Origin of the sequence: Claveliimonas monacensis, from assembly GCF_014982975.1 — a bacterium.
Taxonomy (GTDB): Bacteria; Bacillota; Clostridia; order Lachnospirales; family Lachnospiraceae; genus Claveliimonas; species Claveliimonas monacensis.
Genome location: NZ_JADCKL010000016.1, coordinates 26,332 through 49,113, shown reverse-complemented (window position 1 = coordinate 49,113; position 22,782 = coordinate 26,332). Strand labels below are relative to the sequence as shown.

General features: G+C 54.4%; 18 protein-coding genes. All 18 read left to right on the top strand.

Annotated elements, in window-relative coordinates; genetic code table 11:
• Window positions 1-150: 150 nt before the first annotated feature.
• The 18 genes from lpdA to INF30_RS13710 all read left to right on the top strand — a co-directional run bounded on the left by lpdA (window position 151) and on the right by INF30_RS13710 (window position 22,779).
• Entirely contained in the window at window positions 151-1,581 is a 1,431-nt protein-coding gene (gene lpdA, locus INF30_RS13795) for a dihydrolipoyl dehydrogenase (protein ID WP_226395628.1), read from the top strand.
• Window positions 1,582-1,719: 138 nt separating this feature from the next.
• Window positions 1,720-4,023, top strand: a complete 2,304-nt coding sequence (locus tag INF30_RS13790; RefSeq protein WP_226395627.1) for a heavy metal translocating P-type ATPase — start codon at window positions 1,720-1,722, stop codon at window positions 4,021-4,023.
• A 122-nt stretch (window positions 4,024-4,145) separates the two neighbouring features.
• Window positions 4,146-4,505, top strand: a complete 360-nt coding sequence (locus INF30_RS13785; RefSeq protein ID WP_076779082.1) for an ArsR/SmtB family transcription factor — start codon at window positions 4,146-4,148, stop codon at window positions 4,503-4,505.
• Window positions 4,506-4,533: 28 nt separating this feature from the next.
• On the top strand, window positions 4,534-6,399 hold the full coding sequence (locus tag INF30_RS13780; protein ID WP_226395626.1) for a heavy metal translocating P-type ATPase: 1,866 nt from the start codon (window positions 4,534-4,536) through the stop codon (window positions 6,397-6,399).
• A gap of 34 nt (window positions 6,400-6,433) precedes the next feature.
• Window positions 6,434-6,961: a tetratricopeptide repeat protein gene (locus INF30_RS13775; protein WP_076779080.1), complete on the top strand. Its 528-nt coding sequence runs from the start codon at window positions 6,434-6,436 to the stop codon at window positions 6,959-6,961.
• A gap of 27 nt (window positions 6,962-6,988) precedes the next feature.
• Complete coding sequence (hflX, locus tag INF30_RS13770) at window positions 6,989-8,248, top strand: GTPase HflX (RefSeq protein ID WP_226395625.1); 1,260 nt, start codon at window positions 6,989-6,991, stop codon at window positions 8,246-8,248.
• Between the two features lies 1 nt (window position 8,249).
• Complete coding sequence (locus INF30_RS13765) at window positions 8,250-11,636, top strand: PD-(D/E)XK nuclease family protein (protein ID WP_226395624.1); 3,387 nt, start codon at window positions 8,250-8,252, stop codon at window positions 11,634-11,636.
• Window positions 11,633-15,247 carry a helicase-exonuclease AddAB subunit AddA gene (gene addA, locus INF30_RS13760; protein WP_226395623.1) on the top strand — a complete coding sequence of 1,205 codons (3,615 nt, stop codon included), beginning with the start codon at window positions 11,633-11,635 and terminating at the stop codon, window positions 15,245-15,247. Before INF30_RS13765 ends, addA begins: the two co-directional genes overlap by 4 nt.
• A 208-nt stretch (window positions 15,248-15,455) precedes the next feature.
• Complete coding sequence (locus tag INF30_RS13755; protein ID WP_076779071.1) at window positions 15,456-15,779, top strand: PadR family transcriptional regulator; 324 nt, start codon at window positions 15,456-15,458, stop codon at window positions 15,777-15,779.
• The gene (locus INF30_RS13750) at window positions 15,776-16,516 is read left to right on the top strand and encodes a DUF1700 domain-containing protein (RefSeq protein WP_076779068.1); all 741 of its coding nucleotides are present in this window, start codon (window positions 15,776-15,778) and stop codon (window positions 16,514-16,516) included. The genes INF30_RS13755 and INF30_RS13750 overlap by 4 nt, the downstream gene beginning before the upstream one ends.
• Entirely contained in the window at window positions 16,517-17,353 is an 837-nt protein-coding gene (locus INF30_RS13745) for a DUF4097 family beta strand repeat-containing protein (RefSeq protein ID WP_226395622.1), read from the top strand.
• A 26-nt stretch (window positions 17,354-17,379) separates the two neighbouring features.
• Window positions 17,380-17,574 carry a PspC domain-containing protein gene (locus INF30_RS13740; RefSeq protein ID WP_076779064.1) on the top strand — a complete coding sequence of 65 codons (195 nt, stop codon included), beginning with the start codon at window positions 17,380-17,382 and terminating at the stop codon, window positions 17,572-17,574.
• Window positions 17,575-17,656: 82 nt separating this feature from the next.
• Complete coding sequence (locus tag INF30_RS13735) at window positions 17,657-17,851, top strand: small, acid-soluble spore protein, alpha/beta type (RefSeq protein ID WP_076779061.1); 195 nt, start codon at window positions 17,657-17,659, stop codon at window positions 17,849-17,851.
• Window positions 17,852-17,959: 108 nt separating this feature from the next.
• Window positions 17,960-18,655: a WecB/TagA/CpsF family glycosyltransferase gene (locus tag INF30_RS13730; protein WP_076779060.1), complete on the top strand. Its 696-nt coding sequence runs from the start codon at window positions 17,960-17,962 to the stop codon at window positions 18,653-18,655.
• Window positions 18,656-18,865: 210 nt separating this feature from the next.
• Window positions 18,866-19,951: a PucR family transcriptional regulator gene (locus INF30_RS13725; RefSeq protein WP_076779057.1), complete on the top strand. Its 1,086-nt coding sequence runs from the start codon at window positions 18,866-18,868 to the stop codon at window positions 19,949-19,951.
• 16 nt (window positions 19,952-19,967) lie between these two features.
• Window positions 19,968-20,654 (top strand): cell division ATP-binding protein FtsE, encoded by a 687-nt coding sequence (ftsE, locus tag INF30_RS13720; RefSeq protein WP_076779055.1) that lies wholly within the window; start codon window positions 19,968-19,970, stop codon window positions 20,652-20,654.
• Entirely contained in the window at window positions 20,644-21,552 is a 909-nt protein-coding gene (gene ftsX / locus INF30_RS13715; protein ID WP_076779052.1) for a permease-like cell division protein FtsX, read from the top strand. Before ftsE ends, ftsX begins: the two co-directional genes overlap by 11 nt.
• 96 nt (window positions 21,553-21,648) lie before the next feature.
• Window positions 21,649-22,779, top strand: coding sequence for a murein hydrolase activator EnvC family protein (locus INF30_RS13710; protein ID WP_226395621.1), 1,131 nt, complete (start codon window positions 21,649-21,651; stop codon window positions 22,777-22,779).
• The last annotated feature ends 3 nt before the right edge of the window (window positions 22,780-22,782 follow it).

Genomic DNA, 22,782 nt, shown 5'->3' with positions numbered 1-22,782 from the left:
GTTGTTTTGGTCGATGACATTATACACGAAAAGGGAGGTCAATGCTCTTTTTATTTGCAAACCTCCAAAAGATCAAGGTAAAACGTAACTTTAACCAATAAAAAGCATGGTAGTTTTGGACACTACCCAGATTGAGTAGGGGGGATATTTATGAGAGATACGTATGATCTCGTGATCGTGGGCGCAGGGCCGGGAGGCTATGTGGCTGCCAGAAAGGCGGCCAGTTTGGGGATGTCAGTGGCCCTTATCGACAGGGGATCCGCAGGAGGAACCTGCATCAACCGAGGATGCATCCCTGCCAAGGCGCTGCTTCACGCGGCCACACTGTACAGGGAGATGACAACCTGTGAGAGGTTCGGCCTGCACGCAGAGGGGATTTCCTTTGACCTTCAGAAGATCTATGAGTACAAAGATATGGCGGCGGACCGCATGAGAGAAGAACTGGAGGAAGAATTCCGGCAGCTGGATGTGGATCTGATCCGGGGCAGCGCGGTGATCTGCCGGGACCGGAAAGTGCGGGTGACGGACGAAGTGGGAACGACTTCCGTCTGCCAGGGGAAAAATATCCTGGTGGCCGCTGGGGCGAAGGCGAACCTTGTGGACTTGCCCGGCATGGATCTGCCCGGTGTCATGACAAGTGAGGAGCTTCTCACCGCGGACGCCCACAAGTACGACCGGATGCTGATCCTGGGCGGCGGCGTCATAGGGCTGGAGCTGGCCACAGTCTTCCAGTCTCTGGGTACGGAAGTGACGGTGGTGGAGATCTCGGACCGCCTTCTGCCGAACATGGACCGGGAATTTTCTGATGCGCTTGAGCGCATCCTGACAGGCAGAGGCATCCGGATCTGCAAGGAGAGCATCCTGGAGAGGATCGAGCAGGAAAAAGAGAGCGGCAGGCTGGTGTGCCGGTTTGTCTGTGACGGCAGGAACAATAAAGAGGTCGTAGATGCAGTGCTGGTGTCGGTGGGGCGCAGTCCCGCCACGGAGGGACTGTTTGAGAGCGATGTGCCGGTAAAACTGGAGAGAGGCCGGATCGTGGTGGACGATTTCTTCCGCACTAATATCCCGGGCGTTTACGCGGTGGGGGACGTGACAGGCGGCATACAGCTGGCCCATGTGGCCTCAGCCCAGGCTGCCTATGTGGTGGAGAGGATGAATGGCAGGAAGCCGTCCGTCATCATATCCATGGTTCCAGGAGGACTTTTTACGCCGGTCTCCATTATCCCCAGCTGTATATACACAGACCCGGAGATCGCTTCCGTGGGGCTGACAGAAGAGGAGGCCCGCAGGAAGGGCGTGCCGGTGCGGTGCGGAAAGTACGTGATGCAGGGGAACGGGCAGTCCATCATCGCAGGCGAGGAAGAGGGATTTATCAAGGTGCTGTTTGCGCCGGACAGCGATGAGCTGCTTGGGGCGCAACTCATGTGCCCCAGAGCCACGGATATGATCGGTGAGCTGGCCACAGCTCTTGCCAATGGGCTTACATCTACCCAGCTCCTCTACGCTATGAGAGCCCACCCCACCTTCAATGAGGCCATCTCCTGTGCAGTGGAGGACAGCAGAAAAGACTTCCCGGTATAGAGAGTGTGCAGAAAAAAGAGAGCGTTGGCTCTCTTTTTTTGCTTATCCTATTGACATGTGTGCCGTTCTGTGTTTATATTAAAGCATGAACATATGAACAATCATTCATATATTACGACAAACACAGGAGGGAGTACAATGCTTGCTGAAAAGAGAGAATCAGAACACACCCATGAGCACCACCATGAAGCCTGCGGCTGTGGCCACGAGCATGGTCACGACCATGAAGCCTGCGGCTGCGGGCACGAGCATGACCACAGCCATCATTCCCACGAGGAGGTGCACCACACGGGCCGGGAATTTGACGGCGTATCTGCCGGCGTAGAGCAGAAGGTCTACATTCTTGAAGGACTTGGCTGTGCCAACTGTGCAGCCAAGATGGAGAGGCAGATACGGGAGCTGCCGGGCGTGGAGATGGCCACCATCACCTTTGCCACAAAACAGCTCCGGGTGGCGGCCAACCACCAGGAGGAGCTCCTGCCCAGATTCCGGGAGATCTGCGCCTCCATAGAGGAGCAGGTGACGGTGACACCCAGGGAGGAGATACAGACAGTAAAGAAAGTGGAAAAGAAGAGCCTTTTCCAGGAGAACAAAAAAGAGATCCTGATCATAGCAGCGGGGGCAGTCCTCTTTGCGGCGGGAGAGATCGCTGAGCATGCGGGGGCTCCGTCTCTCTGGCCCCCCGTGTGCTACGTCATCGCCTATGTGCTTCTGGGATGGGAGATTGTCTGGACTGCCTTTAAAAATCTGGGAAAAGGCCATGTGTTTGATGAGAATTTCCTGATGAGTGTAGCCACGCTGGCAGCTTTTGCCATAGGCGATTTCGCTGAGGCGGTGGGAGTGATGCTGTTTTACCGGGTCGGCGAGCTCTTTGAGGATGTGGCTGTGGCCAGGAGCCGTTCTCAGATCATGGAGGCTGTGGATATGCGTCCTGAGGTGGTGGGCCGCCTGGAGGACGGAGAAGTGCACGAGATCCCGGCGGGAGACGCGGCGGTGGGAGATATCCTTCTTGTAAGACCGGGAGACCGCATCCCTCTGGACGGCGTTGTGACGGAGGGGGAGAGCCGGATCGACACCTCCCCTGTGACCGGAGAACCGGTTCCGGTGACTGTGCGAAAAGGTTCCCGGCTTGTGTCCGGCTGTGTCAATGAGCAGGGCGTGCTGCAGATGAAAGTGGAGAAGCCTCTTGCTGAGTCCATGGTGACAAAGATACTGGACTCTGTGGAAAATGCGGCTGCCAGCAAGCCGAAACTGGACCGCTTTATCACAAAATTTGCCAGGGTCTACACGCCCATCGTAGTGCTGGCGGCAGTGGCCACGGCGATCATACCGTCTATCATAACCGGGAACTGGAGAGAGTGGATCTACACGGCGATCACTTTCCTTGTCATCAGCTGCCCCTGCGCTCTTGTCCTGAGCGTCCCCCTTGCCTTTTTCTCCGGTATTGGGGCCGGGTCGAAAAAGGGTATCCTCTTTAAGGGAGGAGTTGCCATCGAGGCGCTGAAAAATGTAAAGGCAGTGGTCATGGATAAGACAGGCACGATCACAAAAGGAGAATTCCAGGTGCAGAGCGTGATCCCCTTCGGAAGGGAGAGCATGGATACACTGCTGCAGACAGCTGCCCGCTGTGAGATGGGGTCCACCCATCCCATCGGGACCAGCATTGTGGAGGCTGCCAGAGAGAAAGGCATGCCTCTGGAGCGGCCCAAAGAGGTGGAGGAGATCTCCGGAAAAGGCATACACGCTGTTCTGGAGGAAAGAGAAGTCCTCTGCGGGAACAAGGCTCTCATGGAAATGTTCCACGTAAAGATGGACCGGTATGCAAACGACCAGTACGGCACAGAGGTGCTTCTGGCCTTTGACGGGGAACTGGCCGGCTGCATCGTCATTGCGGACTCTCTGAAAAATGAGGCAAAAGACGCCATAGACATGATGAAAAAACAGGGGCTTGTGACGGCCATGTTCACAGGCGACAGCAAGGAGAGCGCCCGGGCGGTGGCCGGTGAGGCGGGCATTGACAAGGTGTTTGCACAGCTCCTTCCCCAGGATAAGCTGGCCCATCTGCAGGAAATGCGCCGGGAAAGCGGGGCGGTCCTGTTCGTGGGAGACGGGATCAACGATGCCCCTGTGCTGGCTGGCGCGGATGTGGGGGCTGCCATGGGAAGCGGTGCAGACGCGGCCATTGAGGCGGCAGACGTGGTCTTTATGACCTCCCAGGTGACGGCGGTTCCGGAGGCCGTTGCCATTGCCAGGAAGACAGGACGGATCGCCATGCAGAACGTGGTCTTTGCACTGGCAGTGAAAGCGCTGGTCATGATCCTTGGATTTGCGGGAATGGCCAACATGTGGATGGCGGTGTTCGCGGACACGGGAGTGGCCATGCTCTGTGTGCTGAACTCTATCCGCGCCCTGTACGGAAAAACCGTATTACAAAAGTATTAAGTTTCCTTGATTTTCGGCGAAAAGGTTGAAATGCCAGGGGTATTTTGGCATAATTAACAGATGAACTGATATTCATATGAATAAGGCAGACAGAACGATGACTTCAGAAAGGGTGACTGACGATGAAAAAGACAGAGGCAGAATGCTGTGACGTAGTGGCTGCACATACAGATATCATCCGGGAAGTGCGCGCCAAGATGCCCGGAGAGGTGACGATCCAGGAACTTGCGGACTTCTACAAGGTGTTTGGAGATGCCACCCGCATCCGCATTCTCTGCGCCCTTCTGCAGGCCGAAGTGTGTGTCTGCGACCTGGCGGAGCTGCTGGGCATGAGTCAGTCTGCCATTTCACATCAGCTTCGGATCCTGAAGCAGATGAAGCTTGTGAAGAACAGAAGAGAGGGAAAGACTGTCTTCTATTCACTGGCTGACGGCCATATCCAGACGATCATCAGCCAGGGCATGGAGCATATCAGCGAGTAAAGTGTAAGAATAACAAAAAAGGGGCGGAATGATGGCGAAGGAAATCAAGATACAGGCGGGTATACTGGCGGCAGGAGCGATCCTATATGTTGCCGCTGTTATTTTGTCGGGACAGATGATGCTGAAAAACGAAGTGCGTTTTTTTCTGTTTCTCGCCGTGTATCTTGTGGTCGCATTCCGCTCTTTTTATAGTATCAGCAGCAGCCTTGTCCAGAAAAAGCTGGAGAAAGAGCATCTGCTCATGGTGATCGCTACAGTGGGAGCCCTTGCCGTGGGGCATTACATGGAAGCGGTAGCTGCCATGCTCCTGTTCCAGGTGGGCTGCATTCTCGAGGCAGTCTCTGTGGACAGGACAAAGAGGACGATTGAAAAATTTATAGATATACGCCCTGCCTTTGCCACGAGAAAAGAGGAGAGCGGCGAAGTGCAGGTGGAGCCGTCCCAGCTTGAAGTGGGAGATGTGATCATTATCAAGCCCGGCGAGAGGGTTCCGGTGGACGCGGTGATCCAAAGCGGAAATACCAGTCTTGACACAAAGGCCCTGACAGGTGAGGCCATGCCCGACAGTGTGGGCCCTGGCAGCCGGATCTACAGCGGAAGTATCAATATGACCGGTGTGGTGGAAGCCGAGGTGAAGAAGCTCTACAAGGACTCTACCGTGTCCAGGATCATGGAGCTGGTGGAGGGAGCCCAGAAGCAGAAGGCAGACAGTGAAGGGTTTGTGAGGAAATTTACCCGGATCTACACGCCCGTGGCTGTGCTGGCGGCTCTGCTCATCATGGTCTGCCCGCCTCTCCTTATCACCGGAAGCGGCTGGGAGACCTGGATCTACCGGGGAATGATCGTACTCATTGCGGCATGCCCGACAGGTCTGATCCTGTCTGTTCCCATCGCCTTTTTAGGAGGGATCGCCTCGGCGGCCCGCCAGGGCATTGTGGTCAAAGGCGGCAACTATCTGGAAATGCTGGCAAAGGTGGATACATTTGTTTTTGATAAAACGGGTACACTGACAGAAGGTACTTTCACAGTGACCCGGGTGCGGCCGGAGGGGATCACGAAGGAGGAGCTTCTGGAGATCACAGCCCATGTGGAGAGCTATTCCAACCATCCTATCGCCCAGTCGCTTATGAACGCCTACGGCGGGGCCTATGATGCCTCGAAAGTGACAAACGTGGAGGAGATGCCCGGATACGGGATCAGCGCCGACTATGCCGGCAGCAGGGTACATATCGGAAACCTCCGTATGATGGAGGAGCAGGGGCTCAGGGTAGAGCAGGTGAAGACCGTCGGGACCGTCATCTATGTAGCTCGTGAAGACCGGTATGCCGGCTATATTGTCATCGAGGACCAGATCCGGGAGAATGCCCGGTGGACCATGAAGATGCTGCGGGAGAGGTACAATGCCGTTCTGGTCATGCTTACGGGAGACAGCCGGGCTGCCGGTAATGCGGTGGCAAAAGAGCTGCAGCTGGACTATGCCTACACAGAGCTGATGCCTGAAGACAAGCTGGAACAGATGGAGGAATTCATGCAGTACCAGTATGAGGCGGAGAGAGTGGCATGTGTGGGAGACGGGATCAACGATGCCCCGGTGCTCGCCCGGGCGGATGTAGGAATCGCCATGGGGGCTCTCGGGTCTGACGCGGCTATCGAGGCGGCTGACATCGTTCTTCTGGAGGATGAGCTGCCTAAAGTTGTGGATGCGGTGCGGATTGCTAAGGAGACTGTCCGGGTGGTGAGCCAGAATATCAATTTTGCGCTGATCATGAAGTTTGTTGTACTCCTTCTTGCGGCGGCCGGCTATATCACCATGTGGGAGTCTGTGTTTACAGATGTGGGGGTTATGATCATCTCCATCATCAATGCGGCGGGCGTTGTAAAATATTCGGCCTGATGGCGGGGAGAGTGTAGACGAAGGGAGTTTGAATATGAAAAGACAGGCAGGAAAATTTGCGGCGGTTCTTCTGGCTGCCCTGATGCTGACAGGGTGCGGCTCCAATCTTCTGGAGGAGGGAACTGCCCTTCTGGAAGAGGGAAAATATGCGGAGGCGGCCGACACGTTCCAGGCGGCTGTGGATGAGGACAGTGAGGACGCGGAAGGCTGGAGAGGACTTGGCCTTGCTAAGTGGGAGCAGCAGGACTACGAGGGGGCTCTGGAGGCCTTTCAGTCTGTTCTGGATAACGGAGGAGAGAAGACAGGAGAGCTGTACAACCTTATGGGATGCTGCGCCATGCAGCTGGAAAAGCCCACAGATGCACTGAATTATTTCCGCCTGGGTATGGAGGCGGAGGATGTCAGCGAGGAGATGATGCAGGAGATGCGCTTCAATGAGATTGTCGCCTACGAGCAGGCAGGTGACATAGAGAGCGCCAGATCCAAGCTGGCAGATTATACAGCCGACTATCCGGATGACGAGAAGGCGGCGAAAGAGGCAGAATTTCTCGAGACAAGATAAGGAAACCAGATAAGGAGTCTTGCGTATATGTATGAGACAGCGGAGAAAAGAGAGCGGGTCATCCTGGTGGGTGTGAGCCTGGCGGACAGTGACGATGCGGAGCAGTCCCTGGATGAGCTGGAGGAGCTGGCCCGCACCGCCGGTGCCCTGTGCGTTGGGCGCGTCCTGCAGAAAAGGGAGCAGATGCATCCGGCCACTTACCTTGGCAGAGGGAAGACAGGAGAACTCAAAGATCTGATCTGGGAGACGCAGGCCGACGGCATCATCTGCGATGACGAGCTGTCACCGGCCCAGATCGGCAATCTCAAGGATGAGCTGGGTGTGAAGATCATGGACAGGACCCTTCTCATCCTGGATATCTTTGCGGCGCGGGCGTCCACCAGTGAGGGAAAGATCCAGGTGGAGCTGGCCCAGCTGAAATACAGACAGTCCAGGCTCACGGGACTTGGCACCTCTCTGTCCAGGCTGGGAGGCGGCATCGGCACGAGAGGACCCGGTGAGAAGAAGCTGGAGATGGACCGGCGGCTGATCAAAGGGCGGATCTCCCAGCTCACAAGAGAGCTGAAAGAGGTGAAGCGGCACCGTCAGCTTACCCGGGAGTCCAGGGCAAAGAGCCGCATACCGGTGATCGCTATCGTGGGCTACACCAACGCCGGGAAATCCACGCTCCTGAACGCTCTGACCGGGGCCGGCATCCTGGCGGAGGACAAGCTCTTTGCCACGCTGGATCCGACCACCAGGAACCTGAAGCTGCCGGGCGGACAGGAGGTCCTCCTGACAGACACGGTGGGCTTTATCCGCAAGCTGCCCCATCATCTTATCGAGGCCTTTAAGAGCACGCTGGAGGAGGCGAAGTACGCAGATCTTCTGCTCCACGTTGTGGACGCTTCCAACCCGCAGATGGATCAGCAGATGCATGTGGTCTACGAGACGCTGCGGGAGCTGGAAGCCTCAGATAAGCCGGTGATCACAGCTTTCAACAAGAAGGACCGGTTTGAGGGAGAGTACGCGCCCCGGGATTTCCAGGCGGAGAGGACTGCTTTCATCTCGGCAAAGACAGGGGAGGGCGTGGAGGAACTTCTGGCCTGTGTGGAGGATGTGTTGCGGGAGCAGAAGGTGGAGATCGAGCAGATCTACCCATACAGCGACGCAGGTAAGATACAGCTCATCCGGAAATACGGGGAACTGGAAAAAGAAGAGTATACCCAGGAGGGAATCTATGTCCGGGCTTATGTGCCTGTAGATGTTTACGGAAAACTCACCCATGATCCGTCAGGAGGAAGATAATATGGCATTGAAATTTATTTTTGGGGGTTCCGGTTCCGGGAAGTCCCATTATCTATATGAGAGGATCATACAGGAGGCCGGGGAAAATCCCGGCCTTTCCTATCTGGTCCTGGTGCCGGAGCAGTTTACCATGCAGACCCAGAAGGACCTTGTGATGATGAGCCCTGCGAAGGGGATTATGAATATCGACGTCCTCAGCTTCGTGCGCCTGGCTCACCGAATCTTTGAAGAGACAGGCAAAGGGGGCTTTCCTGTGCTGGATGACGAGGGGAAGAACCTGGTGCTGCGCAAGATCGGCGGGGATCTGGAGGAAGAGCTGACCGTGCTGAAGGGCAACATGCGGAGGCTGGGCTATGTCAGTGAGGTAAAATCCGTCCTCTCCGAGTTCATGCAGTACGATGTGGGCGAGGAACAGCTTGAGCAGGTCATAGCAGAGGAGCAGGAGGGCTCATACCTGTCCTTTAAGCTGCAGGACTTAAAACTTCTCTACAGGAGCTTCCAGGACTATCTGAAGGGAAAGTACACCACAAAGGAAGAGCTGCTGGACGTGCTGGCAAAAGTGGCGGGGGATTCCGCCCTGCTGAGGAGGAGCACAGTGGTGCTGGACGGTTACACCGGTTTTACGCCCGTACAGAACCGTCTTCTGGGAGAACTCCTGACCATCTGCAGGGATGTGATCGTCACAGTGACGATCGACGGAAGGGAAAATCCCTACGCCTGGGACCATCCTTATCAGCTGTTTGCCATGAGCAAAAAGACGGTCACATCGCTGGTGGAGATCGCCCGGGAGCGCCATGTGCCGGTGGAAGAACTAAAATTTCTGCGGCCCCAGGTGCCTCCCAGATTTCAAGAGAGCCCGGCTCTGGCTTTTGTGGAGAATCATCTTTTCCGATATGGAAATACGGTCTTTGAGGGTGAGCAGGACGGTGTGGAGATCCATGTGGCAGCCAGCCCGGACGAGGAGGCAGAGGCAGCCGCCCGGAAGGTGCGCGCCCTTGTGCGCGGGGAGGGGTACCGGTACCGGGAGATCGGCGTGATCGCCAGCGACATGGAAGTCTATGGCAATTATCTCAAAAAGGCCTTTGCCCGCTATGAGATCCCGGTTTTCATGGATCAGAAGAGGAGCATTCTGCTCAATTCTTTTGTGGAGTATATCCGCAGTCTTCTTGCCATGTCCAGGGAGAGCTTTACATGTGACAGCGTGTTCCGTTTTTTGCGCACCGGATACACTTCCTTTTCCAGAGGGGAGCTGGACGATCTGGAGAATTATTGTATGGCCCTTGGCATCCGGGGATGGAAAAAATGGCAGCAGCGCTGGATCCGCCGGCCTGAGGGTATGGCTGCAGAGGAGCTGGAGAGACTCAACCACATGCGTGTCCTCTTTGTGGAGAAGATGGAACCTCTCCTTTTCGTGCTCCGCCAGAGGAGGAAGACCGTTCGCGATATCACAGAGGCTCTCTATGACTTCCTGGCCGGAGAGGAGATGCAGCTTGCCCTGAAAAAGCAGGAGGAGACTTTCCAGGAGAGAGGAGAGAATGCTCTGGCCCGGGAGTACGCCCAGATCTACGGTATTGTCATCGGGCTTTTTGACAAATTCGTGGAGCTTTTGGGCGAGGAACAGGTCTCCCTGCAGGAGTACAGTGACCTGCTGGATGCAGGGCTTGCGGAGGCCAAGGTGGGAGTCATTCCTCCGGGCATCGACCAGGTGGTGGCTGGAGACATGGAAAGGACCCGGCTGAAGGGGGTGAAGGCCCTGATCTTCGTGGGGGCCAATGACACCTTCCTTCCGGGCTCCCTTGTGCGGACCGGCCTTCTCTCCGAGCGGGACGTGAAGGCCTTTGAGAAGGAGAGGATCGCCCTGACGCCGGGGAGCAGGGAGCAGGCCTATGTACAGAAATACTATCTCTACCTGAACCTGACCAAACCTTCCCGGAAGCTGTGTGTCTTCTACAGCAGGGTGTCCGCTGACGGAAAGACCATCCGTCCATCCTACCTTGTGCAGGAGCTGGAGAAACTTTTCCCGGATCTGGCTGTCACAGACGAGGACGCTCTTTCGCTCCGGGACAGGGAACTTTCTCCGAAGACCGGGCTGTCTGAGCTGATCGAAGGGCTGCGGATGAAGAGTGAAAAGGCGGGGGGCGCCTGGATGGAGCTCTATAACTGGTACAAAAAGCACCAGGAGTGGGGAGATAAGCTGGGCGCCATCCTGGAGGCGGGATTTTACAGAAGACCGGCAGACGCTGTCACACAGGCTGTGGCAGAGCGGCTGTACGGGGACCGGCCGCTGGAGAGTATCTCCCGCATGGAGAAGTTCTCTGCATGCGCCTTTGCGCATTTCCTCCATTACGGGCTGCGCCTGAAGGAGAGGGAGGCCTATGAGTTCCAGGCAGTGGACATGGGAAATGTGTTCCACGGGGCCATCGAGAGGTATTCCCGGAAAGCCTCCGCCAGCAAGGAAGGCTGGACCGGACTTGACCGGGAGGCGCAGAAGCAGCTCTGCAAGGAGAGCGTGGAGGAGGCCGTGACAGACTACGGCAACTCGGTTCTCTACAGCACATCCAGGAATAGCTGGCTCATCACCCGGATCGAGCACATGATGGAGCGGACTGTGTGGGCGCTTACAGAGCAGCTGAGGGCCGGGGATTTCCGGCCGGAGGCCTATGAACTGAAGTTCGGCGCGGGAAAGATCGACCGGGTGGATACCTGCGTGGAGGAGGACAAGGTCTATGTCAAAGTCCTGGACTACAAGACAGGACAGACAGCCTTTGACTTGTCCCTTGTCTATGGAGGGCTGCAGATGCAGCTCCTGGTCTACATGGAGGAGGCGCTGAAGATCGCAGGGAAGAAGTATCCGGGCAGGGAGCCTGTCCCTGCCGGAGTATTCTATTACCACATCCAGGATCCCTTTACAGAACCGAGGGAAGAGGAGAGTCAGATCCAGGAGAGCCTTTTGAAGAAGCTCCGGCCGGATGGTCTGGTGAGCCTGGAGGGGGACTCCCTCTGGCATCTGGAGCACAGGGCCCAGGGGGATTCTCTGGCCATCCCTGTCTCCTTCAAAAAGGACGGAGCTCTCTCTGCAAGATCGAAGGCCTTGCCGGGAGAAAACTTCCGCATGCTGGGAGCCTTTGCCAGCAAGAAGGCGGGGGAACTGCACGACCGCATCGCTTCCGGTGAGGCAAAGGTCCAGCCTTACAGGTACGGGGACCGGACCGGCTGCGACTACTGCGGATACCGGCATATCTGCGGATTTGACAGCTCCCTTCCGGGCTACAGCTACCGGGAGGTCAGCAGGATGGGACAGGAGGAGGCGCTGCTGCGCATCCAGGCATACGGCAGGACAGAGGACGGCGCGGCAGAAGCAGGAGACAGACAGGAGGAACAGCCATGAGCGTAAAGTGGACAAAAGAACAGCAGAGTGTCATTGACTTAAGAGACCGCAGCATCCTTGTGTCCGCTGCGGCAGGATCCGGCAAGACAGCCGTGCTGGTGGAGCGGATCATCACCATGCTCACCCGGCAGGAGGACCCTCTGTCCGTGGATGAGCTGCTCATCGTCACGTTCACAGAGGCGGCCGCGGCGGAGATGAAAGAGAGGATCCGCGCAGCCATTGAGAAGAAAGCCCAGGAGGATCCCTTCAACGAGCATCTGCGGCAGCAGGCCACCCTGATCCACAGCGCTTCTATCACGACTATCCACAGCTTCTGTCTCTCTGTGATCCGGGAGAATTTCCATGTCATTGACCTGGATCCATCCTTCCGCATCGGCGAAGAGGGGGAGCTGAAGCTGCTGGAGCGGGATGTGCTGCAGGAGCTCCTGGAGGAAAAGTATGAGAAGAAAGAAGAGCGTTTCCTTGCCTTCGCGGAGAGCTATGCGTCGGGAAAAAGCGACCGGAAGCTGGAGGAGATCATCCTGAGGCTGTACGAGTTTTCCAGGAGCTGTCCGGACCCGGAAGGATGGCTTGCAGACTGTGTCCGTGCCTGCCAGATCCATAGCGGGGAAGAACTTGCCCGGACGCCTTTCTTTGCCTTTGTCCGGGAGGAAGTGGATCACGCCATGGAGACGGCGGCCAGTCTGAAAGACCAGGCGCTGGCACTCTGCCTGGAGCCGGACGGCCCTTACATGTATGAGGAGATGCTGGAGAGCGACATGAAAAACGTGGAGCGATTCCGGCAGGCCGCTGCCTACAGCCAGTACCGGCAGGCGGCGGAGCAGATCTCCTGGAAAAAACTGGCTCCCAACAGAGATAAGGCTGTGTCAAAAGACAAGGCGGAGCGGGTGAAAAAGCTCCGGGATGAGCTGAAAAAGGCGGTGGTTTTTCCGGCAGAGCAGTATTTTTCTCAGACAGAAGAAGAGGTCCTTGCGGGGCTGGCAGCCTGCGCGCCCATGATGGAGGAGCTTAAGGACCTGACGGAGGCTTTTGCTGTTCGGTTTGAGGAGAAAAAGAGGAGCCGCGGCATGATCGACTACTCGGATATGGAGCAGTATGCCCTGCGCATCCTCACGGAGAAGACAGAGGACGGCCTGTGGCCTTCTGCCTGCGCCAGGGTGTACCAGGAGCAGTTCCGGGAAGTCATGATCGACGAGTACCAGGACAGCAACCTGATCCAGGAGGCCATCCTGACAAGTGTGTCCCGCACCTGGCAGGGGAGAAACAACATTTTTATGGTGGGGGATGTGAAGCAGAGCATTTACCGCTTCCGCCTCTCCAGGCCGGAGCTTTTTATGGAGAAGTTTGATACCTACCGGATTTACGAGGGGGAGGGGACGGACAGCCCGACCCAGCGGATCGACCTGTTTAAGAATTTCCGAAGCCGGCCGGAGGTGCTGGACAGCGTCAACGCCCTTTTCCGCCGGATCATGATACCGGAGCTTGGAGGCATCACCTACGACGACAGGGCTGCTCTGTGGCCCGGCGCTTCCTATCCGGAGAGCCAGGGCAATGAGACAGAGCTTCTTCTCATTGGCGGCAGCCCGGAGGAAGAGCTGGAGGAGGCAGCAGGAGAAAAGCTCTCTTCCAGAAAACTGGAGGCCAGGGCAGTGGCAGACTGCATCCGCAGGCTCTTAAAAGAGCAGATGGTGACGGACAAGGAGACGGGAAAACTGCGGCCAGTGCGCTATGGGGACATTGTCATCCTGACGAGGAGCATCAAAGGGTGGAGCGATGTGTTCATGGAGGTGCTGCTGGAGGAGGGCATCCCGGCCTGCGCGGGGACAAAAGAAGGGTACTTTGAGACAAGGGAGATCGGCGTGCTGCTGGATTACTTCCGGGTGCTGCAAAATGAAAAGCAGGATATTCCCCTGACAGCAGTCCTCTCTTCCTGGTTTGGGCGCCTCACGGACGAGGAGCTGGCCAGGATCCGGATCGCCTGCCCTGACCGTCGCTTCTGTGAGGCGGTGGAACAGTATCGGAGTCAGGGGGAAGACCCGGCTCTTCGAGAGAAGCTGGCTGCCTGCCTGGACAAGATGGGCTATTTCCGGGAGAAGGCCTCCTATACGGCCATCCACGAACTCCTGTGGGAGATACTGGATGACACCGGATACGGGGACTATGTGGCGGCCCTTCCCGGCGGCGAGCAGAGGAGAGCCAACGTGGACATGCTGGCCCAGAAGGCCATGGCCTTTGAGAGCACCAGCTACCAGGGGCTGTTCAATTTTGTCCGCTACATTGAGCAGCTCCAGAAATACAACGTGGACTACGGGGAGGCCTCTGTCAGCGATGAGAATGCAGATATTGTGCGCATTATGAGTATCCACAAGAGCAAGGGCTTGGAGTTCCCCGTGGTGATCGCGGCCGGAATGGGAAAAGGCTTCAACACCCAGGACACAAAGGGGAATATCCTCATCCACGCCTCCCTGGGTGTGGGGATGGATGTGGTGGATCTTCAGCGCCGCACAAAGGCTCCTTCCTTCTACAAGCAGGTGATCCAGCGGAAGGAAAAGCTGGAGAACCTGGGGGAGGAGCTTCGCGTTCTTTACGTGGCCTTGACCCGGGCGAAAGAGAAGCTGATCCTGGTGGGGACGGCCAAGGACCCGGCAGGAAAGCTGGAGGAGGTGCGGCCCCTCTCTTTTGGCGATCTGTCCCGGGCTTCCAGCTATCTGGACTGGATCCTGCCCGCTGTGGCCACAGGAGCCTCTCCTTTCCAGGTGGAGATACTGGATCTGAAGGAGCTGGTCAGAAGGCAGGCGCAGGAGGAGGCAGAGGGCATTTTCACGAAGAAGGCGCTGGAAGACTGGAATACACAGGAGACCTACGACTCTGGGATGAAAGAGAATCTGGAGGAACAGTTTTCTTATCGATACCCTTATCCGGACCTGGAGGGGCGGAAGCTGAAATTTACAGTGTCTGAGCTGAAAAAAAGAGAGTATTTAAGAGAACTGTCCCTGGAGGAGCCGGGGGACGCAGGCGAGCTGCCCTTTGAGGAGCCGGATGTGGTGCCCCTGATCCCCAGGTTCAGGGCCGCGGAGGAAGAGCTTACCGGCGCTTCCCGGGGAAGCGCCTACCACCGGGTGATGGAGCTTTTAGATTTTACGGAAGAGTACAGTGAAGAAAGCCTGGCTGCCACTGTCCGGGCTATGGAAGAGAGCGGCCGGATTGCTCCGGAGATGGCCCGCTGTGTCCGCACCGGAGATATACTGGAGTTCACCCGGTGTGAGAGCGGCAGGCGGATGCTTGAGGCGTCCAGGAGAGGACAGCTTTTCCGGGAGCAGCCTTTTGTGATCGGCGTGGATATGGAAGAGGTGTACCCGGACAGCGTCGGCGGGGAAGAGGATAAAATCCTCGTCCAGGGGATCATCGACGTCTGGTTCCAGGAGGAGGACGGCCTTGTGGTGCTGGATTATAAGACCGACCAGGTGCAGACGGCAGGCCAGCTGACGGAAAAGTATCATGCCCAGCTGGACTACTATGCGAAGGCCCTTGAACAGCTCGTGGGCAGACCGGTTAAAGAGAAGATCATCTATTCCTTTACTTTGCGTGAAGAGATTATCCTGCCGGGGTAAGGACCGGCAAGAGGCAGAGCAGCCCTGCTCTGACAGGAAAACTTAGGATTCCTGTCAGGGCGGGGCTGTTTTATTTTTGTATAATATTTATTGACAAATAATACTATACAACATATAATATAGCCATAAAAATAATATTAGAATTTTGATCATATCAGTGCCGGACACTTGACGGCGCTGTAAGGCAGGAAGAAAAAGGAGTGATGGTATGGTATTTAACACCGGAGCTGCCCTTCTTGACGCGATCGTCCTGGCGGTTGTTTCAAGAGAAAAAGACGGGACATACGGTTATAAGATCACCCAGGATGTAAGAAAGGCCATCGAAGTGTCGGAATCCACTCTGTATCCTGTACTCAGAAGACTGCAGAAGGATGACTGCCTGGAAGTGTACGATATGCAGTACGACGGGAGGAACCGGCGATACTACAAGATTACGCCGAGAGGTGAAGCGCAGCTGAATCTGTACAGGTCCGAATGGAGGACGTATTCGAAAAAGATCAGCGAAATTTTTGAGGGAGGTGCTATCTTATGAACCGCATACAGTTTATGCTTGAGCTGGCCGCGCTTCTGCAGGACATATCTGTGGAGGAGCGCACAGAGGCAATGAAATACTACAACGATTATTTTGACGAGGCGGGAGAAGAAAACGAGGCGGAGATCATCCGGGAGCTTGGCAGTCCCGCCAAGGTGGCAGCTGAGATCAAGGCCGGCCTGGGAGGAAAGGCCGGGGAGGAAGGAGAATTTCGGGAGACCGGATATACAGATACCAGGTTTGAACACAGGGAGGCCCCTGCAAGGCCGGGAGGCCCTGGCCCGGACAGCCAGAGAAGCGGCGGGTACAGCCAGGATGGCGGACCGGGTCCGGAGGGCAGTTACAGCCAGTCCAGATCAAGCCGGACCTGGAAGATCATCCTGATCGTTCTGATCCTTCTTGTCTGCGCACCCATTGTGGTCCCGGTAGGGCTTTTTCTCCTCTGTGCCGTGGTGATGCTCGCCGTTGCGGCCTTTGCAGTCTTTCTCGGGTTTGCGGTTGCAGCTATTGTGCTGGCTATTGTGGGGATCGTCCTCTTCTTTGCGGGGATACTGGCCCTGGTGCCGGATCTGCCCACGGGGCTGGCTCTGATCGGAAGCGGCATGATCCTGGCAGTGATCGGAGCGATCCTGACCGTGGCAGCCGTAAGGCTCTGCATCATCGTGCTGCCGGGTCTGTTCCGGTTTTTCGTGGAACTTTGCAGACGTCCGTTTCACAGGAGAAAGGCGGTGGGCTAAATGAAAAAAGGATGGAAGAATTTCTGGATCACCTGCGGCGTGGTGGCCGGCATCGGGTGTGTGTGCCTGACCAGCGGGAAAGTGATGGGAGCTACGCTGACGGTTATGGATAACTATATTCCGGACTGGATCGGTCTGGGACGGGGGGAGGCCGGCGTGTCCTATGATTATGGCGACGCCCCTATGGAGGCGGATACAGACCGGACATACGGTGACATCCACGCGCTGAAGCTGGACACAGAGGGGCTGAATGTCCAGATCCTGAAGGGCACGGGCAGCGGGATCACTGTGCAGACAGAAGATATTTATTCCGCCCTGAAGTTCCAGGTGACGGAGGAAGACGGAGAGCTGAAGGTGGAGACGACAGCCAGGCGCTTCCCGTGGAGGATCAACCAGGGAAATTATGGAAATGTGTGGATCTATATTCCGGAGGCATTTCAGCTGGATGAGGCAGATCTCCAGATAGGGGTAGGAGAACTCTATGTGGAGGATATAGAAGCCAGGGAACTGAAGATGGAAGTGGGCACAGGATCTGCCATCGTGGACTGGTTTACAGCGGATGAGCTGGACTTGGAAGTGGGCGTGGGAACCATAGACGCTTCCGGGGACACGAAGCAGCAGGCTGACCTGGAGTGCGGTGTGGGTGTTCTCGCTTACACGGCTGCGGGGAAAGAGGCGGATTTCAACTACAGACTGGAGTGCGGCGTGGGAGAGCTAAACCTGGGTGAGAACAGTTACTCAGGCCTGTCTGTGGAGCAGAATATCGACAATAAGGCTCAGAAGACGATGAATATTGCCTGCGATGTGGGCAGTATGGACATCTATTTTGAAGAGTAGAAAGCAAAAAGAAAGGAAGGATCTGTATGGATACAAAAAGACTTTACCGCTCGAGAAAAGAGCGCATGATCTGCGGCGTGTGCGGGGGAATAGCAGAGTACTTTGGAATTGACCCGACTCTCATAAGGCTGGCCTTCGTCCTGTTCATCTTTGCAGGCGGGAGTGGTTTTCTGGCCTACCTCATCGCAGCCATTATCATACCGGATGATCCCAGGCAATAAAACGGCTGTGTAAAAGCTGTATAAAAGCAGAAGTCCTGTCAATACTTCCAGATAGCAATCTATTTTGGAAAGGGGCAGGCATATGGGAAAGAAAAAAGAAAAACCTGTGGATCTGAATGCGCTTACAGAGGAGGAGAAACTGAAGTACGAGATCGCAGAGGAACTGGGTCTGCTTGACAAGGTCATGGAAGATGGGTGGAAATCCCTGTCGTCCAAGGAGACCGGCCGCATTGGCGGCCTGATCACCAAGAAAAGGCGGCAGAAAAATCAAAAGTGACAAAACTGTTAAAAATATTACGAAGTGTGAAGATTTAGTGTCAAAGGTTGAAAAGGACAGGTCATTTTGCTATAATCGACAGCCAGAGGGAATAGCGGGTGATGATCAATGGACGGAAGAATTCAAGTGCTGAATATTGGCATAGATGACTGTACCGCCAAGGAGGCCATGAAGCGGACTGTGGCATATATGGGGACAGAAGCGATCAATGTAATCGAGATGGTCACGGTGGATACCTTGATGTACGCCTCCAGTGACCCTTCCCTGCGTGAAAATATAGAGAAGATCGATCTTGTGATCCCGGGTGAGAAAGAGATCCTGGAAGGGGTGGATCTGGGTGAGAAAAGACAGCTCCAGGAGATTGAGCAGAGAACGTATCTTAAGATGTTTTTCCGCTTTCTTCACAAAAATCATTCCAGAGTCTTTCTCCTTGTGGAGACAGAGGAGGAGGCGGAAGGATTTTACCGCTTTCTGGAAGAGGGATACAGCGGGATACAGATCGCCGGTATGGCAAAAGTGTCGCCTACGGATGAGGCTGATGACCTGGTGGTCAATGCGGTCAACGGTGCGGAGACAGACTGCATTATAGCTTCCTTATCTTCTCCGGGACAGGAAGAATTTATCACCAGGAACAGGCTTCTGCTGAACGCGAGAGTCTGGCTGGGAGTGGGAAAAAGCGAAAATCCCATCTACCGGAGCAGGGGCAGGCTGGAGAGGATCGCTCAGTTTATCAACCACAGGCTTTTCCGCCATGAAGTGGAAAAAAACAGGAAAAAGGAGCTGGAGACAGCGGCCCAGCACTGAGTTTTTTGAGGCAATTTGTATAGCGCCTGACAATGTGGAAATAAACAAAATACAGGGAAAAAATTGAGGAAATTAACAAAAATGTGTGATTTCCTCTTTCTTTTTTTGTGGATTTATATTAGTATAGAAAAGAGTAATATGCAAAAAGCGGTAAATGTGCGTAAATACATTGTGTAAAATGCATATTGAAATGAGTGGAGGAGATGGAATATGATATCTAATCAAATACTACAAAACACCATCGATGGCTTAAAAGCGATCACGCGGATCGATCTGTGTGTCATGGATACAGACGGAAAGTCTCTGGCCAGCACATTTGCCGAACAGGAGAACTATGAAGCATCTGTACTTTCTTTTGTGGAGTCGCCGGCGGACAGCCAGGTGATACAGGGCTATCAGTTTTTTAAGATTTTTGATGAACACCAGCTTGAATACATCCTTCTTGCCAACGGCGGAAGCGACGATGTATACATGGTGGGCAAAGTTGCTGCCTTTCAGATACAGACCCTTCTGACAGCCTACAAAGAGCGGTTTGACAAGGACAATTTTATAAAAAATCTTCTTCTGGACAATCTGCTTCTGGTAGATATTTATAATCGTGCAAAAAAATTACATATTGACACAGAGGTCAGACGTGTTATCTTTATAGTGGAGACTGCCCGTGAGAAAGACAGCAGCATGCTGGACCATGTCCGGGGCCTTCTGGGCAACAAGACAAAGGATTTTGTCACAGCAGTCGACGAGAAAGATATTATAATTGTAAAAGAGCTGGCGCCTTCAGACGGGCATGCAGAACTGGAGAAGACAGCCGGAACCATACTGGAACTCCTGAAGGGGGAGGATGACGACATCCGCATTGCATACGGAACCGTGATCAATGACATCAAAGAGGTGTCTAAGTCCTACAAGGAGGCAAAGCTTGCCCTGGATGTGGGGAAGATCTTTTTTGATGACCGGAAAGTCATTGCCTACAGTACATTGGGGATCGGCCGCCTGATCTATCAGCTTCCCATTCCGCTCTGTAAAATGTTCATCCGCGAGATTTTTGAGGGGAAATCGCCGGACGAGTTCGATGAGGAGACGCTGACGACTATCAATAAATTCTTTGAGAACAGTCTGAATGTGTCCGAGACATCGAGACAGCTCTACATCCACCGCAATACGCTTGTCTACAGGTTAGATAAGCTGCAGAAGAGCACGGGGCTTGATCTCCGTGTATTTGAGGATGCCATCACATTCAAGATTGCGCTGATGGTAGTGAAGTACATGAAATACATGGAATCACTGGAGTATTGATAATTAGGAGGAAAATATGATTGAACTGAACGAAGTAACGAAAGAATACTCGAAGGGAGTTGCGGCTCTGAACGGTGTGACTCTGAAGATCGAGCAGGGTGAGTTTGTCTTCATCGTCGGGGACAGCGGATCAGGTAAATCGACTTTGATCCGCCTGATCATGAAGGAACTGGAACCGACTTCCGGTACGATCGTCGTGAACGGGCAGAATCTGGAGAGGCTGAAACACAAACAGATCCCTATGTACCGCAGGGGTCTTGGTGTCGTGTTCCAGGATTTCCGTCTTCTGAAAGACCGAAATATATATGAGAATATTGCCTTTGCCCAGCGTGTCGTGGAGACATCGCCCAGGATCATCAAGAAGAAAGTGCCTGCGGCTCTTTCTCTGGTAGGTCTTGCCCAGAAATATAAGTCTTATCCAAAGGAGCTCTCCGGAGGTGAGCAGCAGAGGGTTGCCATTGCAAGGGCCATCGTGAATGAGCCTGCGATCCTTCTGGCTGATGAGCCTACGGGAAACCTGGATCCGACCAATTCCTGGGAGATCATGAAGCTTCTTGAGGAGGCCAATGAGAGGGGAACGACTGTCCTGGTCGTGACACATAACCAGGAAATCGTAAACGAGATGAGAAAACGAGTGGTGACAATGAAAAAGGGAGTCATTGTCAGCGACGAGCAAAAAGGTGGGTATAATAATGAAGATTAGTACAGTCGGATATTCGACAAGACAGGGGTTTAAGAACATTGCCCGTAACAAGCTGTTCTCCATTGCGTCCATTGCGACCATGGCGGCATGTATTTTTGTGTTTGGTCTGTTCTTTGCAATTGTTATGAACTTTAACTATATTGTCCAGAAAGCCGAGGAAGGTGTGGCCATCACCGTGTTCTTCGAGGAGGGGCTGGAGCAGTCCCGGGTCGATGAGATAGGCGACGAGCTGAGAGAATGCGACGGCGTGCTGGATGTGGAGTATGTATCCGCGGACGACGCCTGGGAGTCATTCCAGAGTGAATATTTTGGCGAGGATTCCAGCCTGGCGGAAGGTTTCAAGGATGACAATCCGCTGGCCAATTCTGACAACTACGCAGTGTATATGGAGGATGTCTCCAAACAGGATGACGTAGTAAGCTTTGCGGAGAGCCTGGACGGCGTCAGAAGGGTCAACAAGTCTGACGTTGTGGCAGATACGCTCAGCAGCGTCAACAGGCTGATCACTTACGTTTCCATCGCCATTATCGCCATTCTTCTGGCAGTGTCGATCTTCCTGATCAGCAACACCGTTACTATGGGTATCACGGTCCGGCGTGAGGAGATCGCCATTATGAAATATATAGGAGCGAAGGACGGATTCGTCCGGGCACCTTTCGTTATCGAAGGTGTGGTCATCGGACTGATCGGAGCCATCATACCGCTTGTACTGTTATATTTTATGTATGGAAAAGCAGTTTCATACATCCTCACACGATTTAATCTGTTAAATAATATTCTGGATTTCCTTCCGGTGACAGAAGTGTACAAAGTTCTGCTTCCGGTAGGCCTTGCCCTCGGTGTGGGCATCGGATTTGTGGGAAGTTTCTTCACCATCCGCAAACACCTGAAAGTGTAGCATCCAGATGCGCGTGCATCTGACTGCAGATAAATGGAACTATAAACACAGTCACAGGGGAGACAAAAAGGGGTACAAAGTAAGGGAGAGAAAACTATGATCAGAAAAAAGATTGTCAGTGTGTTAGTGGCAGCAGCGCTCGTGGCAGGAATGGGGCTGCAGGTGAATGTGACGGCGAAGGCAGATGATCTACAGGATGCGCAGAACAAAGCCAGCCAGCAGCAGAGCCAGATCGACGCGGCTCAGGCAGAGAAAGATAAGCTCGCCAGCCAGCTGGAAGGGATCGTGTCAGATATGGAGAAGACCCAGGCTGACATTGAGAAAAAGCAGGAGGAGATCGTTAAGAAGTCTGATGAGCTGGACGCAGCCCGCATTGACGAAAATAACCAGTATGAAAGCATGAAGCTCCGCATACAGTATATGTATGAGAACGGCAACGGTCAGTTTCTGGAGACGCTGCTGGAGTCCAAGAGCATTGCAGAGTTTCTGAGCAACGCGGAGTATATCAACCAGATTTCCGAGTATGACAGGAATATGCTGGTGGAGTTCCAGAATATTGTGGATAAAGTGGAGAAGCAGCAGGAAGAGCTGGAGAAGGAAAATGCAGAGCTGGAGGAGATGCAGACAAATCTTCAGAGCCAGCAGACAGAGCTCCAGACTCTCATCGATACAAAGAGCGCTGAGATCGCAAGCCTCAAGTCCGAGCTGAGCGAGACAAACGCCAAGATCTCTCAGCTGCAGGCAGCTGCGGCAGAGCAGGCAAGACTGCAACAGGAAGCCAATAATAACAATAATAATGTAAATAATGGTCCGGTAGATGACTATACACCATCGGGAGGAACAGGAAGACTCCAGAATCCCTGCCCGGCAGCGTATATCAGTAGTGAGTTTGGCGGAAGAAATTCACCGGGTGGTATTGGAAGTACCAATCACAAAGGCCGGGACTACGCAGCAGCATCCGGAACGCCCATCTATGCGGCGGCATCCGGCACAGTGACGACTGTAGCATACAATTCAGCCAGAGGAAACTACGTGATTATCAATCATGGTGATGGCCTGTCTACGCTGTATCAGCACTGCAGTGCCATTTATGTAAGTGCAGGGCAGTCAGTAAGTGCAGGAAAGAATATCGCGGCTGTCGGTTCTACCGGTATCTCCACCGGAGCGCACCTTCACTTTGAGGTGCATGTAAACGGAACACCGGTTGATCCGAGACTGTATCTGTAAGCA

Bases quoted from the DNA above. Each gene is read 5' to 3' on its own strand.
- lpdA (WP_226395628.1), top strand. From the start codon at position 151: ATGAGAGATACGTATGATCTCGTGATCGTGGGCGCAGGGCCGGGAGGC.
- INF30_RS13790 (WP_226395627.1), top strand. From the start codon at position 1,720: ATGCTTGCTGAAAAGAGAGAATCAGAACACACCCATGAGCACCACCAT.
- INF30_RS13785 (WP_076779082.1), top strand. From the start codon at position 4,146: ATGAAAAAGACAGAGGCAGAATGCTGTGACGTAGTGGCTGCACATACA.
- INF30_RS13780 (WP_226395626.1), top strand. From the start codon at position 4,534: ATGATGGCGAAGGAAATCAAGATACAGGCGGGTATACTGGCGGCAGGA.
- INF30_RS13775 (WP_076779080.1), top strand. From the start codon at position 6,434: ATGAAAAGACAGGCAGGAAAATTTGCGGCGGTTCTTCTGGCTGCCCTG.
- hflX (WP_226395625.1), top strand. From the start codon at position 6,989: ATGTATGAGACAGCGGAGAAAAGAGAGCGGGTCATCCTGGTGGGTGTG.
- INF30_RS13765 (WP_226395624.1), top strand. From the start codon at position 8,250: ATGGCATTGAAATTTATTTTTGGGGGTTCCGGTTCCGGGAAGTCCCAT.
- addA (WP_226395623.1), top strand. From the start codon at position 11,633: ATGAGCGTAAAGTGGACAAAAGAACAGCAGAGTGTCATTGACTTAAGA.
- INF30_RS13755 (WP_076779071.1), top strand. From the start codon at position 15,456: ATGGTATTTAACACCGGAGCTGCCCTTCTTGACGCGATCGTCCTGGCG.
- INF30_RS13750 (WP_076779068.1), top strand. From the start codon at position 15,776: ATGAACCGCATACAGTTTATGCTTGAGCTGGCCGCGCTTCTGCAGGAC.
- INF30_RS13745 (WP_226395622.1), top strand. From the start codon at position 16,517: ATGAAAAAAGGATGGAAGAATTTCTGGATCACCTGCGGCGTGGTGGCC.
- INF30_RS13740 (WP_076779064.1), top strand. From the start codon at position 17,380: ATGGATACAAAAAGACTTTACCGCTCGAGAAAAGAGCGCATGATCTGC.
- INF30_RS13735 (WP_076779061.1), top strand. From the start codon at position 17,657: ATGGGAAAGAAAAAAGAAAAACCTGTGGATCTGAATGCGCTTACAGAG.
- INF30_RS13730 (WP_076779060.1), top strand. From the start codon at position 17,960: ATGGACGGAAGAATTCAAGTGCTGAATATTGGCATAGATGACTGTACC.
- INF30_RS13725 (WP_076779057.1), top strand. From the start codon at position 18,866: ATGATATCTAATCAAATACTACAAAACACCATCGATGGCTTAAAAGCG.
- ftsE (WP_076779055.1), top strand. From the start codon at position 19,968: ATGATTGAACTGAACGAAGTAACGAAAGAATACTCGAAGGGAGTTGCG.
- ftsX (WP_076779052.1), top strand. From the start codon at position 20,644: ATGAAGATTAGTACAGTCGGATATTCGACAAGACAGGGGTTTAAGAAC.
- INF30_RS13710 (WP_226395621.1), top strand. From the start codon at position 21,649: ATGATCAGAAAAAAGATTGTCAGTGTGTTAGTGGCAGCAGCGCTCGTG.